The organism is Poseidonocella sp. HB161398 (assembly GCF_005870025.1).
GTDB lineage: Bacteria > Pseudomonadota > Alphaproteobacteria > Rhodobacterales > Rhodobacteraceae > Mangrovicoccus.
Genome location: NZ_VATA01000007.1, coordinates 105,400 through 117,836, shown reverse-complemented (window position 1 = coordinate 117,836; position 12,437 = coordinate 105,400). Strand labels below are relative to the sequence as shown.

Below are 12,437 nucleotides of genomic sequence, written 5' to 3'. Positions count from 1 at the left end.
GTCAGGGTCCTTCAGCTTGGGCCGGGGCGGCAGGCGCGGTGCGGTGCCCCGCGAAGGCCGCCTCCAGAAGTTCGGTCTCGTCGTAATCGGGGCCGTCGAAGCGGCCGGTGATCCGCCCGCCCGACATGACCAGGATGCGCGCGGCGACGCCTGTCAGCTCCTGCAGCTCGGAGGAGATCACCAGCACGGCGGCGCCGGCATCGGCCAGGTCTCGGATCCGGCGGTAGATATCGGCGCGCGCGGCCGGGTCGACGCCGCGGGTCGGCTCGTCGAGCAGGAAGACCTCGGCGCCCGACAGCAGCGCGCGGCCCAGCAGGACCTTCTGCTGGTTGCCGCCCGAGCAGTGCCCGACCGGCGCGCCGAGGCGGCCGCGGAAGACCAGCCCCTGCCCCATCTCCGCGGCCTCCCGGCGCAGCGCGCGCCAGCGCGGCAGCCCGGCGCGGCGGCGGGTCAGGGTCATGTTCTCGGCACTGGAAAGCCCGGGAACCAGCCCCGCGCGCTTGCGGTCCTCGGGCACCAGCACGATGCCCTCTGCCAGCGCGGCGCGCGGCGAGCCGGGCGCGACCGGGCGGCCGCGCCGCAGGATCCGCCCCGTGCGCGCCGGGGCGGCGCCGAAGACCGCCTCGGCCAGCGCGCTGCGCCCGGCGCCGACGAGGCCCGCGAGCCCGGTGATCTCGCCCGCGCGCAGGCTCAGCGAGACATCCTGGAAATCCGGCGCCCGGCCCAGCCCTTCGAGCCGCAGCAGCTCCGGCCCCGGCGGGGCGGCAGGGGCCGGCAGGCGGCGGAGCGCGGCGCCGCCGGTCATCGCGGCGATCAGCGTCCCGGCATCGGCCATCTCGCGCCGCTCGAAACGGTGGGTGATCCGGCCGCGGCGCAGCACGGTGGCGCGGTCGGCGACCGCGAGCACCTCGTCGAGCCGGTGGGAAACGAAGACGATCGCCGTCCCCTCCGCCCGGAGCTGCCGCATCAGCCCGAGAAGCCGGTCCGCATCCGGGGTGGCGAGGCTGGCCGTCGGCTCGTCGAGGATCAGCAGCCCGGGACGGCCCAGCGTCGCGCGGGCGATCTCGACAAGCTGCTGCTCGGCGGTGGAGAGCGCCGCGCCCGCGCGTCCGGGCGGCAGGTCGATGCCGAGACGGCGCAGCGCCGCGCGGGCCGCGGCCTCCTGCCGCCGCGGGGCATGGAAGAGCGTGCCGCGCGGGCGGTGGCCCAGCATGACATTTTCGGCGACACTGAGGCAGCCGACAATGCTCAGCTCCTGATGGACGATGCGGATGCCGTGGCGCCGTGCGGCGGCGGGCCCCGCGAGCCGCGCCTCGCGTCCGCCGATCAGCAGCCCGCCCGTGTCCGGGGCGAGCTCGCCGGAGAAGAGCCGCAGCAAGGTCGATTTCCCGGCGCCGTTCTCGCCGATCAGCGCATGGATTTCGCCGGGGCGGATCCTCAGGTCGACACGGTCCACGGCGCGGAAGCTGCCGAAGCTCTTCGAGACATGGCTCAGGTGATATTCCCTCATTCGGCGCTCTGCCCTTCCCGGTTGTCATGCGGCGCTAACCGCACGGTTTCCGACAAGAAAGGCGAGTTTCCGGCGCCGCGCAAACCACATCGCCTGCCATCATGCATGATGAACCATCATGCATGGCGCGGTGCAGGCGACGACGCACAGCCGTCCGCGGCGCAAAAATGCGTCCCCGGCGCGCAAATTTCGGGCAATGGCAGAGAGGGGGCGGCCCCGGCGGCAGTTTCCGCTTGGCCGCAAGGGCGGCCGGGCCGGAGAGGGTCACCTCCGGTCCGGCCGCGGACAGGGTCAGTCCATGGCGCCGGGCAGCGCCGCCAGCATGCTGTTTGCCAGCGCGGTCATGGTCTCGTCGGCGTCGAAATCGTACTTGTTGATCATCATGAACACTGCCGCCTGCTTCTCGGGGGCGAGCGCGAGATAGGCCATGTAGCCGCCATGCGCCCCGGCCTTCTGCAGCGTGTAGGGCTGTGCCTCGGTCTCGTGCATGATCACCCAGCCCATGCCCATCTCGTCGAGATGGCCGGATTCATCCATCATCGACACCGAGCGGAAATCGGAGCGGTCCGCATGCGGGGCGTGGAAGATGTCGCGCACCGGATCGGGCTCCTGCGACAGGTTCCAGCGCATCCAGCGCTCCATGTCCTTCGCCGTGGTGAAGATCCCGCCCGAGGCGCCGAGCAGGTCGCCGGGCTGCATCAGCGGGAACTCGCTGTCGTCGAAGAGATAGCCGGGCAGAAGCCGGCCGAGCTTGTCCTCGGGGACGCCGATCGCGGTGTCCTCCATGCCCAGGGGGCCGGTCAGGTACTGCTCCAGCGCCGCGCCGTAGCTGCTGTCATTGGCCGCGCCGAGGGCGGCGCCGAGCAGCTGGTAGCCGAAATTGGAGTAGAGCAGCCGCGTGCCCGGCGCGAAGAACAGCGGCGTGTCCTCCAGATAGGCCGAGATCGCGGGCAGCGTCTGCATCTGGTCGGGATTGTCGTCCGGGCCCGGATCGACCGGCAGGTCGCGCGGCAGGCCCGCCGCCTGGCCGACCAGGTCGATCATCCGCATCGGCGTGCCGTCCGGAAAGACCGTGCCCGGCAGGTCGGGCAGGTATTCGGTGACCGGCGCCTCGGCCGCGACCTTCCCGTCCGCGATCATCCCGGCCATGACCTGGCCCGCCATCGCCTTCGAGATCGAGCCGATGCGGAAGATCGAATTCTCGTCCAGCGCGCCCCCGGCGCCGTTCTCTCCGTAGAAGCCGAAATGGGACGAGTCCCCCATCACCGCGACCAGCACCGAGGCGGGCGTCGCGACCTGGTATTCCATCAGCAGGCCGTACATCCCCGCGATGTCGTCGAGCATCGCCTGCTCCTGTTCCTGGGCCCCTGCCGGGAGGGCCAGGACGGCGAGAACCGGTGCAAGAAAACTGCCCCGCCGCACACTTAAATTGATCATAAGCCAACAAATCCTGTTTAGCATGTTACAGGATGCCACCATGGCCCAGAGGGAACGCGGCGGCAAGCACCGCGGGGCGCGTCAGGCGGCCTCGGCGCGCGGCTCCAGGATGCGGTCAATCAGCCCCCAGTCCAGCGCCTCCTCGGCCGTCATGAAGCGGTCGCGCTCCATCGCCGCGGCGAAGGCCTCGTAGCTGCGGCGGCAGTGCCGCGCATAGAGGCGGGTCATCAGCGCCTTCGTCCGCAGCGTCTCCTCGGCATGGATCTGGATGTCGGTGGCCTGGCCCTGCATGCCGCCAGAGGGCTGGTGGATCAGGATCCCGGCATTGGGCAGCGCCGCGCGGCCGCCGGGCGCCCCGGCCATCAGCAGGAAGGATCCCATCGAGCGCGCGGTGCCCATGCACAGCGTATGGACCGGCGCGCGGATGTACTGCATCGTGTCGTAGATTGCCATCCCGCTGGTGACGACGCCGCCGGGGGAGTTGATGTAGAACTGGATCGGCTTTGCCGGGTTCTCCGCCTCGAGGAAGAGGAGCTGCGCGCAGATCAGCGCTGCGACGGGGTCGTTCACCTCGCCATTGAGGAAGACGATCCGCTCGCGCAGCAGGCGGGAATAGATGTCGAAGGCGCGCTCGCCGCCGCCGGACTGCTCGACCACCATCGGGACGAGCTGCATCATGTCGCGCATCGGCGACCTCCTTTCGGTCTGTCGGGTCTGGGGGATGGGCCCGGACGGGGCCGGGGCGTCAGGCGGCGCGCATCGAGAGCGCCGCGTTGCAGTTGGCGGCCCCGGAAGTCGCCGGGCGCTGCAGGATCCGCAGCCGCGTGCCGCCATCGGGCTCCGGCAGCAGCCGGAAGGTGACGACGCTTTCGCGATGGGGCGGTTCGGGGTCGCGCAGCCGGTAGCTGACCGCCTCGCCCGGCTCGGCCGCGACCGGCGCCTCGGCGGCGAGTTCGGCCGAGGGCAGCCAGGCCTCGCGGAAGGCCGGAAGGCTGACCGCGCGCCAGACCTTGGCGGGCGGCGCATCCAGCCGGTATTCCTGCAGCAGGGCCCCGTCCGTGCCGGGCCGGGGCATGTCTTTCGCGCTCACTGGTCCATCTCCTTCAAGAGCGCCCGCAGCGCGTCGATCCGTTCGGGCCAGAAGGCGCGGTAGCGCGCCAGCCAGCCGGCGATGCAGGCGAGCCCGTCGGGATCGACCTGGTAGTTGATGTAGCGCCCCTGGCGCTCCTCGCGCACCAGCCCCGCCTGGCGCAGCACGCCCAGATGCTGCGACATGGCGGGCTGGCTGATCTCCATGCCCTCGCGCAGCGCGCTGGCATTCATCCGGCCATCGGCCAGCTTCTCGAAGATCGCGCGGCGCGTCGGGTCGGCCAGGGCCTTGAAGATCTCGTTCTCTGCCATGCCGTCAGATAAGCAGGTACTTATCTGAGTCGCAAGCGCCCAGACAAGCGCGCAGAATGGAAAGCGGCGCCCGCGGGACATGCCCGGGGCGCCGCGGAACGGATCGGGGGCTGCCCGGTGCGGGCGGCCGGCCGGGGCCTACCAGGCGTTATAGGCCAGGTACTTGCCGGACATCTCGACCTTGACGCGGTCGCCCTTGGGGTTGGGCACGCGGGTCACCTGCATGTCGAAATCGATCGCCGACATGATGCCGGTGCCGAATTTCTCCTCGATCAGCGCCTTGAGCGTGGGACCGTAGACGCCGACGATCTCGTAGAAGCGGTAGATGCAGGGATCGGTCGGCACGGACTGCTCCCAGACCTTGGTGGGCGGCTCCTCCAGCACGGAGGCGGCCTCCTGCGGCAGGCCCATCGCGGTGACGAGCAGCGCCGCCTTCTCGGCGGGGAAGGCATTCATCCCCATGCAGGCGGAATGGGTCCAGACCGGCGACATGCCGATCTTCTCGGCGATGCCCTCCCAGGTCATCCCGGCCTGCTTCCTGGCCGAGAGGATCATCATCGTCACGTCTTCCTTGGTCAGCATGGTCGGCACCTCGATCGTGTCCTTCATTTGGGTCCTCCTCTTCGGGTCGCTGGATGGGGGCGGGAACGGCCCGGGCAGGCCGGGCCCTGCGGTAGCTCGATGCCGCCGCGCGCGCGGCGGGGGCATCAGTCATTGACGGCGCGCAGCCGCCTCGCGGCCTCGGGGTCCGGATCGGCCCCGGGCGCGGTGCGGTCGATCACCACCCGCTCGGGCGGGGCGGCCGGGGCGTCGGAGCGCCCGGCCAGCTCCTTCGAGCGGTGGCCGAGGAACTGCACCAGATGGTTTCGGATCGCGTAGTAGTTCGGATGCTCGACGATCCCGGTGCGGCTGCGCGGCCGCGGGATGGTGATCTCCACCGACTCCGCCACCCGCGCATAGGGCCCGTTCGTCATCAGCAGGATGCGGTCGGCCAGCAGGATCGCCTCGTCGATGTCATGGGTGATCATGAACACCGTCTGCCTGGTGCCGCCCCAGATCTTCAGCAGCTCGTCCTGGATCGTGCCGCGGGTCAGCGCATCGAGCGCGCCGAAGGGCTCGTCGAGCAGCAGGAGCTTGGGGTGGTTGGCGAAGGCCCGTGCGATCGAGACCCGCTGGCGCATGCCGCCCGAAAGCTGCGAGGGCTTGCGGTGGATCGTGTCGCCCTCGAGCCCGACCATCGCCAGATAGGCGCGGGCGTGCTCTTCGACCTTGGCCTTCGGCCAGTCCGGATAGCGGGCGCGCACGCCGAAGGTCACGTTCTTCAGCGTCGAGAGCCAGGGCAGCAGCGAGTAGTTCTGGAACACCACCCCGCGGTCGAGCGACGGGCCCGAGACCTCGTAGCCGTCCATCTTGACCACGCCCGAGCTGGGCTCGGCGAGCCCGGCGAGGATGTTCATGATCGTCGACTTGCCGCAGCCGGAATGGCCGAGGATGCAGACGAACTCGCCCTTCTCGATGCCGAAGCTGGCCTTCTCGAAGACGGTCAGCTGCCCGCCCTTCCCGTCCGGGAAAGTCTGGGTCAGGTTCTCGATCGAAAGAAACGGTCTGGACATGTGCCTGCTCCTATTCCGCGTAGGCGACGGCGCGCTGGAGGATGCCGAAAGCCGCGTCGAGCAGCATGCCGACGACGCCGATCACCAGGATCGAGAAGATCACCGAGGTCAGGTCGAGATTGTTCCACTCGTTCCAGACGTAGTAGCCGATGCCGGTCCCGCCGACGAGCATCTCGGCGGCGACGATCACCAGCCAGGCGATGCCGATGGAGATGCGCATGCCGGTGATGATGGTGGGCGCCGCGGCGGGCAGGATCACGGCGAAGGCGGTGCGCAGGCTGCCCAGCTCGTGGGTGCGCGCCACGTTGATCCAGTCGCTGCGCACCCCGGCCACGCCGAAGGCGGTGTTGATCAGCATCGGCCAGATCGAGCAGATGAAGATCACGAAGATCGCGCTGGCCTCGCTGTCCTGGATCACGAAAAGCGCCAGCGGCATCCAGGCCAGCGGCGAGATCGGCCGCAGCACCTGGATGAAGGGGTTGAACGCCTTGTAGGCGACCTGGCTCATGCCGATCAGGAATCCCGCCGGGATCGCGACCAGCGCGGCCAGGACATAGCCCGTCAGCACGCGGTAGATCGAATAGCCGATCTGGATGCCGATGCCCTTGTCGTTCGGCCCGGCATCGTAGAACGGATCCGAGAGCTGCTCCCAGGCCTTGGCGAGGACCTGCGAGGGCGGCGGCACCCCGGCCTTCGGCGCGCCGCCGCCGGTCAGCCGCTCGTATTCGGTCAGCTCGCCCGCCGCTTCCTGGGCGGGAATGGCTGCCTCCCAGACGAGGAGGCCGACGATCAGCATGGCGACGGACAGCACCATCGCCCGCTGGTTCACGGAGAGCGACGGGCCCATCGCTCAGCTCTTCCCGATGGCGAAGCTCGCCACGTAGCCTTCGGGATCGGCCGGGTCGAAGGTCTTGCCCATGATCGTGTGCGACTTGTAGGTGATGTCGGGCGCGTCATAGCCCAGCTCGTTCATCACCTTCTTCGCATCGGCGGCCAGATAGACCTGCTCGGCCACCCCGGCATAGTCGACATCGCCCTCGATATAGCCCCAGCGCTTCATCTGGGTCAGGATCCACACGCCCATCGAATGCCAGGGGAAGGGGTCGAAATCGATCCGGTCGGGCACGCGCTTCACTTCGCCCAGCCCGTCGGCATAGGTCCCGGTCAGCACCTGCTCGATCACCGGCACCGGCTGGTTGAGGTAGTTCGCCGGGGCGATCGCCTCGGAGATCTCCTTGCGGTTCTCGGGGTCGGACGCGTATTGCGTCGCGTCGATGATGGATTTCAGCAGCGCCCCGTAGGTGTTCGGCAGCTCGGTCGCGAAGCTCGCCGGCGCGGCGAAGGCGCAGCAGGGATGGCCCTCCCAGATGTCCTTGGTCAGGGTGTGGATGAAGCCGATCTTCTCCCAGACGGCGCGCTGGTTGAACGGGTCGGGCGAGAGATAGCCGTCGAGATTGCCCGCCCGCAGGTTGGCGACCATTTCGGGCGGCGGCACCACGCGGATCTGGATGTCGACATCCGGGTCGAGCCCGTGCTCGGCCACGTAGTAGCGCAGCAGGAAATTGTGCATCGAGTATTCGAAGGGCACGCCGAAGGTGAAGCCCTTCCACTGCTTGGGGTCGCGCTTGTCGAGATGCTCGTTCGACAGCACGATCGCCTGGCCGTTGATGTTCTCGACCGCGGGCATGATGTAGGGCGCCGCGACCGAGCCCGCGCCCAGCGTCATCGCCAGCGGCATCGGCGTCAGCATGTGGCTGGCATCGTATTCCCCCGAAAGCGACTTGTCGCGCGCCACCGCCCAGCCGGCCGTCTTGATGACCTTGGCGTTCAGCCCGTGCCTTTCGTAGAATCCCATCGGCTGCGCCATGATGATCGGCGTGGCGCAGGTGATCGGCACGAAGCCGATATTCAGGTCGGTCTTCTCCGGCGGGCCGAGCTCGTCGAGGATGGCGGCCTTGGCGGCCTCGAGCGGGAAGACCGAGGCCAGCGCCGCGGCCACCGTGCCGCCGCCGAGCATCCCCATGAAGGAGCGCCGGCCGATCTCGCTCTGGCCGAAGACCGAACGGACCACCGCGCTCTCGACCGCGCGCTCCAGCATCTCGTCGCGCGACATGGCCGGTGCCGCCTGCGGGGCGCCGTGCCGGGCGCAGTCGCCGCAGCCGCAATCCGCGCCGTGACGCAGGTCGGTTCCGGCGGAAAACGGGTCTCCGAGGCTCTTGGTCGTCATCTTCGCACTCCCCTGTTCTGTCATTGCTTGATCCCATCGTGCCGAGACGAAACAGGCGCCGATAGAGCATGATTAATATTTGCGCACAGGAATAAACCTACTGATTTCCGTTGGTTGCGGGAACGCTCCTGTCCCGTGAATTACGAGATGTCGTAATTTACGAGATTTCGTTACCTCCCGCCGCGCCGCGGCAATAGCCTGCCGCCATGACCGCAGACGCCCCTGCTCCCGATTCCCTGATCGCCGCGCTGCCCGAGGCCGCGCTGATGCTCGACACCGCCGCCGACCGGATCATCGGCTGGAACGACCACGCCGCGCGGCTGCTCGGGCTCGGCCCGCAGGAGCGACCGGCCTTCTCGGCCTTCGTCGGCGCCGACCTGCCGCGCTTTGTCGTCTTCGTCGAAGAGGTCGACCACCGCGGCGAGGGCTGGACCCGCGAGATCTCGGTCACGCCGCAGGGACAGCCCGCCCGGCGCTGCGAGATGCGCGGCCGCCACCTGCCCGGCAGGCCGGGGATCCTGCTGCTGATGCTGATCGATCTCGAGGCCTTCGAGGCCCGCACCCAGATCGCCGAGGCCGCCGAGCTGCAGCGGGCGGGCGTGCATGAATGGAAGCGCGCCGAGGGCTTCTTCTCCGAGCTGGAGCGACAGAACCAGCTGATCCTCAACGCCGCGGGCGAAGGCATCTACGGGGTGAATGCCGAGGGCAAGACCACCTTCGTCAACCGCGCCGCGCAGGAGATGCTGGGCTGGACCAGCGAGGATCTGCTGGGCAGCGACATCCATTCGAAGATCCACCACCACCATCTGAACGGCGAGGCGTATTCCGCGCAGCACTGCCCGATCTACCGCTCCTTCCGCTTCGAGCAGGTCAACCGCATCGGGGACGAGGTGTTCTGGCGCAAGGACGGGCGGCCGATCCGGGTCGAATACGTCTCCACCCCGATCTACGACCAGCGCGTGCTGGCCGGGGCCGTCGTCATCTTCCGCGACATCACCGAGCGCCACGAGAACGAGCGGAAGCTGCGCGAGGCGCTCGGCGAGGTGGCGGCGCTGCGCGACCGGCTGGAGCAGGAGAATGCCTATCTGCAGGAGGCGATCACCAGCGAGCGGGCGCATCACGCCATCATCGGCCGCTCGGCGGGGATCCGGCAGGTGGTGGCGCGGATTGACCTGGTGGCCCGAACGGATGCGACCGTGCTGATTACCGGCGAGGCGGGCACCGGCAAGGGGCTGGTGGCGACCGAGATCCACAAGGCCAGCGCGCGGTCGCGGCGGCCGCTGATCCAGTTCAAATGCACCTCGGTCGCGCCCGAGGAGGTCGAGGCCGAGCTCTTCGGCCAGGTGCGCGGCGCCCCGAACGGCGCCACCCGCGACAAGCCCGGCAAGCTGGAGCTGGCCCATGGCGGCACGCTTTTCCTCGATGATGCCGGCGAGCTGCCGCTCGACATCCAGGGCAAGCTGCTGCACGCGCTGCAGAGCGGCGCGGTCACGCGGCTGGGGGACACGCGCGAGAAGCCGCTGGAGCTGCGGGTGATCGCCGCCACCTCCCTGCCCGGCGAGGAGCTGCGCCGCAGCGGCAAGCTGCGCGAGGATCTCTACATGTTCTTCAACGTCTTCCCGATCGCCTGCCTGCCGCTGCGCGAGCGGCCCGAGGACATCCCGCTGCTGGCGACGCATCTGCTGGAGATCGCCTGCCGCCGGCTCAACCGCGCCATGCCGGTCGTCACCGAGCGCGCGATCCAGCAGCTGCAGGCCTATGACTGGCCGGGCAATGTCCGCGAGCTGCACAACGTGATGGAGCGCGCGGCGATCGTCTCGAAGGATGCCAAGCTGGTGATCGAGCTGGCCCAGTCCGGGGCCGGGCCGCGCGCGCCCGTGGCCGGCTACCGCAGCGAGGCGCAGATGCAGGAGCTCCTGCGCGCCAACCTGATCGCGGCGCTGCGCGAGACCGGCGGCCGCATCTCGGGCGCCTCCGGCGCGGCGGCGCTTCTCGGGGTGAAGCCGACGACGCTCTATTCGCGGATGAAGGCCTACGGCATCGCGGCGTCGGACTGGGCCTGACGGGCGCCGGGACCCGCGGCGCGATTCCCCGCAGAAGGGCGCGGCGGCCGGGCCAGGCCGGCAGTCCGCCGATGCCGGCGTCCTTTGCCGGTCCAGCTCAAATATGCATCACCCAGGTCGTTTTCCGGGCAGTCTCGCGCGGATTGCATGGCATGCCGGGCGCGCCGTCCCGCTATACCCTGCCCGGCCGGCCCCTTTGACGGAGGCCCGCTATCCGGCGGCAGGGACCGCCGGAGACAGCCTGATTTCATTTGCAAAAGCCGCGCCGCGCCCGCCGGGCGGCAGGCCTTGCCCGGGCCTTGGGCATCCCGGGGCTCGCCATGGAATTAATCTGGTGCATTCTGTAAATTATAACAAGTCATTTCATTAATTCGACCTCCTGCGCCTTGATCCACATCAAGCGACAACACGGGGTTGAACATGAACAAGATCAATGTGGCGCGGCCCGTGGCCGGAGACGGGGCGGCCGGAGAGGCCGATCTCTCGCGGCTGACCGAGACGCCCGCCTTCCACGAGCTGCTGGCCGAGATCCGCGCCCGCCGAGACGAGATCCACAAGGGCCGCCACGTGCCGCGCGACATCGTCGCCAAGATGAAGGCCGCGCGCATCTTCCGCGCCGCGACCCCCTCGAAATTCGGCGGCGACGCGATGGCGCCGCACCATTTCCTGAAGATGGTGGAGAAGATCGGCGAGGCCGACGGCTCCGCCGCCTGGGTCGCCGCCTTCGGCTCGGCCAATACCTATATCGCCGCCCTGCCCGAGGAGACCCAGGCCGAGATCTACGCCGGCGGTCCCGACCAGGTCTATGCCGGCGGGCTCTACCCGCTGCAGAAGGCCGAGCGCGTCGAGGGCGGCTGGAAGGTCTCGGGGCGGTGGAAATTCGCCTCCGGCTGCATGGGCGCAGACTGGATCGGCGTCGGCATCACCGGCGGCAGCGCCGAGGGCGGCGCGCCGCAGGTGCTGATGGCAGTGGCGCCCGCCGCCGAGGTCGAGATTGTCGAGACCTGGGACGTGATGGGCATGCTGGGCACCGGCAGCCATGACACGGTGGTCACGGACAAGGTCTATGCCGATGCCTGGACCTGCGCCCGCGGCTCGCAGGGCATCTTCGCCGACCGGCTCTACCGCTACCCGCCGCTGGCCTACCAGGCGCAGGTCCATGCCGCCTGCAATCTGGGCCTGGCGCGCGCCGCGCTCGACCTCGCGGCCGGGATGGCGGGGGGCGCCAAGCTGATGCCCGGGGCCGCACGGCTGGCCGAGCGCGGCTATTTCCGCTCCGGCCTGGCAGAAAGCGAGGCCAGGGTCCGCGCCGCGCGCTCGCTCTACTACGAGATGGCCGAACAGGCCTGGGACGAGCTCGCGGGACGCGAGGAGGTCACGCTCGAGACCAACAACCTGCTGCGGCTCTCCGCGAGCCATGCCGCGCGCGCCTCGGCCGAGGCGATCCAGGCCTGCTTCCGCATCTCGGGGATGGCCTCTATCCAGGAGGGCCACCCGATGCAGCGCATCCTGCGCGACTGCCTCGTCGTCACCCAGCATGCCGCGCTGAACGACCAGACGATCGAGAATGCCGGCGCCGTTCTGGCGGGGATGCCCGCCCCGGCGGGCTACCCGTGAACGGCACCCTCGATCTGGCGGCGGGCTTCCACGCCCGGCTGGCGGTCGACCGGGCCGCGGGCGAGCTGCGCGACGGGGCGATCCGCTACCTGATGATGCGGCCCGACGCGCTGATGGGGCTCTTCGCCCGGCTCGCGCCCGAGCACCGCGCCCCGGCGCTCGAGGCGCTGGCGGCCTCGGTGGCCGAACATGGCGGGCGCTCGGCCGCGGCCTACCGCGACAGCGGCGCCGCCGATCCGGAGGCGATGATGCAGGTCATCGCCGCCACCTCCGCCGATCTCGGCTGGGGCGTCTGGAGCTTCGCGCGCCAGGGCCCGCGCCGGATCGAGGTGACGGTCGCCAACAGCCCCTTCGCGGCGGGGATCGGCCGGGCGGGTGCGCCCGTCTGCGCCCCGGTCCGCGGCATGCTGGCGGCGATCGGACCCCTTCTGCTCGGCTGCGACCGCGCCGAGGTGGCGGAGACCCGGTGCCGCGCCGTCACCGGCGAGGGCCCCTGCCGCTTCGCCGTCACCGGATGACACCCGCCCGGGACCGCCGCGGCCCCGGGCTCCAGGACAGAGACAAGACCA

At 69.7% G+C, this 12,437-nt stretch carries 12 protein-coding genes; 3 read left to right on the top strand and 9 right to left on the bottom strand.

All coding sequences use genetic code 11. From position 1 onward, the window contains the following. Window position 1: 1 nt before the first annotated feature. From FGX59_RS08110 to FGX59_RS08070, 9 genes are all read right to left on the bottom strand, one after another. A complete protein-coding gene (locus tag FGX59_RS08110; RefSeq protein WP_138466025.1) occupies window positions 2-1,510 on the bottom strand; it encodes a sugar ABC transporter ATP-binding protein in 1,509 nt (502 codons plus the stop codon). 291 nt (window positions 1,511-1,801) lie between these two features. Beyond that, window positions 1,802-2,854, bottom strand: a complete 1,053-nt coding sequence (locus FGX59_RS08105; RefSeq protein ID WP_171060558.1) for a serine hydrolase — start codon at window positions 2,852-2,854, stop codon at window positions 1,802-1,804. Window positions 2,855-3,028: 174 nt separating this feature from the next. Further along, the gene (locus tag FGX59_RS08100; RefSeq protein ID WP_138466023.1) at window positions 3,029-3,634 is read right to left on the bottom strand and encodes an ATP-dependent Clp protease proteolytic subunit; all 606 of its coding nucleotides are present in this window, start codon (window positions 3,632-3,634) and stop codon (window positions 3,029-3,031) included. Window positions 3,635-3,692: 58 nt separating this feature from the next. Further along, the gene (locus FGX59_RS08095; RefSeq protein ID WP_206078314.1) at window positions 3,693-4,037 is read right to left on the bottom strand and encodes an SRPBCC domain-containing protein; all 345 of its coding nucleotides are present in this window, start codon (window positions 4,035-4,037) and stop codon (window positions 3,693-3,695) included. Next, window positions 4,034-4,348, bottom strand: coding sequence for a helix-turn-helix transcriptional regulator (locus FGX59_RS08090; protein ID WP_138466022.1), 315 nt, complete (start codon window positions 4,346-4,348; stop codon window positions 4,034-4,036). The genes FGX59_RS08095 and FGX59_RS08090 overlap by 4 nt, the downstream gene beginning before the upstream one ends. 138 nt (window positions 4,349-4,486) lie before the next feature. Continuing rightward, entirely contained in the window at window positions 4,487-4,957 is a 471-nt protein-coding gene (gene cynS, locus FGX59_RS08085) for a cyanase (RefSeq protein WP_138466021.1), read from the bottom strand. 98 nt (window positions 4,958-5,055) lie between these two features. Beyond that, window positions 5,056-5,961: an ABC transporter ATP-binding protein gene (locus FGX59_RS08080; protein WP_138466020.1), complete on the bottom strand. Its 906-nt coding sequence runs from the start codon at window positions 5,959-5,961 to the stop codon at window positions 5,056-5,058. Window positions 5,962-5,971: 10 nt separating this feature from the next. Next, the gene (gene ntrB, locus FGX59_RS08075) at window positions 5,972-6,808 is read right to left on the bottom strand and encodes a nitrate ABC transporter permease (protein ID WP_138466019.1); all 837 of its coding nucleotides are present in this window, start codon (window positions 6,806-6,808) and stop codon (window positions 5,972-5,974) included. A gap of 3 nt (window positions 6,809-6,811) precedes the next feature. Further along, window positions 6,812-8,188: a CmpA/NrtA family ABC transporter substrate-binding protein gene (locus FGX59_RS08070; protein WP_138466018.1), complete on the bottom strand. Its 1,377-nt coding sequence runs from the start codon at window positions 8,186-8,188 to the stop codon at window positions 6,812-6,814. Between the two features lie 206 nt (window positions 8,189-8,394). Between FGX59_RS08070 and FGX59_RS08065 the strand changes: the two genes are divergently transcribed. From FGX59_RS08065 to FGX59_RS08055, 3 genes are all read left to right on the top strand, one after another. After that, entirely contained in the window at window positions 8,395-10,251 is a 1,857-nt protein-coding gene (locus tag FGX59_RS08065) for a sigma 54-interacting transcriptional regulator (protein WP_138466017.1), read from the top strand. A gap of 420 nt (window positions 10,252-10,671) precedes the next feature. Further along, entirely contained in the window at window positions 10,672-11,868 is a 1,197-nt protein-coding gene (locus FGX59_RS08060; protein WP_138466016.1) for an acyl-CoA dehydrogenase family protein, read from the top strand. After that, window positions 11,865-12,386, top strand: coding sequence for a V4R domain-containing protein (locus FGX59_RS08055; RefSeq protein ID WP_138466015.1), 522 nt, complete (start codon window positions 11,865-11,867; stop codon window positions 12,384-12,386). The genes FGX59_RS08060 and FGX59_RS08055 overlap by 4 nt, the downstream gene beginning before the upstream one ends. Window positions 12,387-12,437: the final 51 nt, after the last annotated feature.

What these genes read in the sequence shown, in the direction of transcription:
- FGX59_RS08110 (WP_138466025.1), bottom strand. Translation starts at nt 1,510, where the DNA reads ATGAGGGAATATCACCTGAGCCATGTCTCGAAGAGCTTCGGCAGCTTC.
- FGX59_RS08105 (WP_171060558.1), bottom strand. Translation starts at nt 2,854, where the DNA reads ATGCTCGACGACATCGCGGGGATGTACGGCCTGCTGATGGAATACCAG.
- FGX59_RS08100 (WP_138466023.1), bottom strand. Translation starts at nt 3,634, where the DNA reads ATGCGCGACATGATGCAGCTCGTCCCGATGGTGGTCGAGCAGTCCGGC.
- FGX59_RS08090 (WP_138466022.1), bottom strand. Translation starts at nt 4,348, where the DNA reads ATGGCAGAGAACGAGATCTTCAAGGCCCTGGCCGACCCGACGCGCCGC.
- cynS (WP_138466021.1), bottom strand. Translation starts at nt 4,957, where the DNA reads ATGAAGGACACGATCGAGGTGCCGACCATGCTGACCAAGGAAGACGTG.
- FGX59_RS08080 (WP_138466020.1), bottom strand. Translation starts at nt 5,961, where the DNA reads ATGTCCAGACCGTTTCTTTCGATCGAGAACCTGACCCAGACTTTCCCG.
- ntrB (WP_138466019.1), bottom strand. Translation starts at nt 6,808, where the DNA reads ATGGGCCCGTCGCTCTCCGTGAACCAGCGGGCGATGGTGCTGTCCGTC.
- FGX59_RS08070 (WP_138466018.1), bottom strand. Translation starts at nt 8,188, where the DNA reads ATGACGACCAAGAGCCTCGGAGACCCGTTTTCCGCCGGAACCGACCTG.
- FGX59_RS08065 (WP_138466017.1), top strand. Translation starts at nt 8,395, where the DNA reads ATGACCGCAGACGCCCCTGCTCCCGATTCCCTGATCGCCGCGCTGCCC.
- FGX59_RS08060 (WP_138466016.1), top strand. Translation starts at nt 10,672, where the DNA reads ATGAACAAGATCAATGTGGCGCGGCCCGTGGCCGGAGACGGGGCGGCC.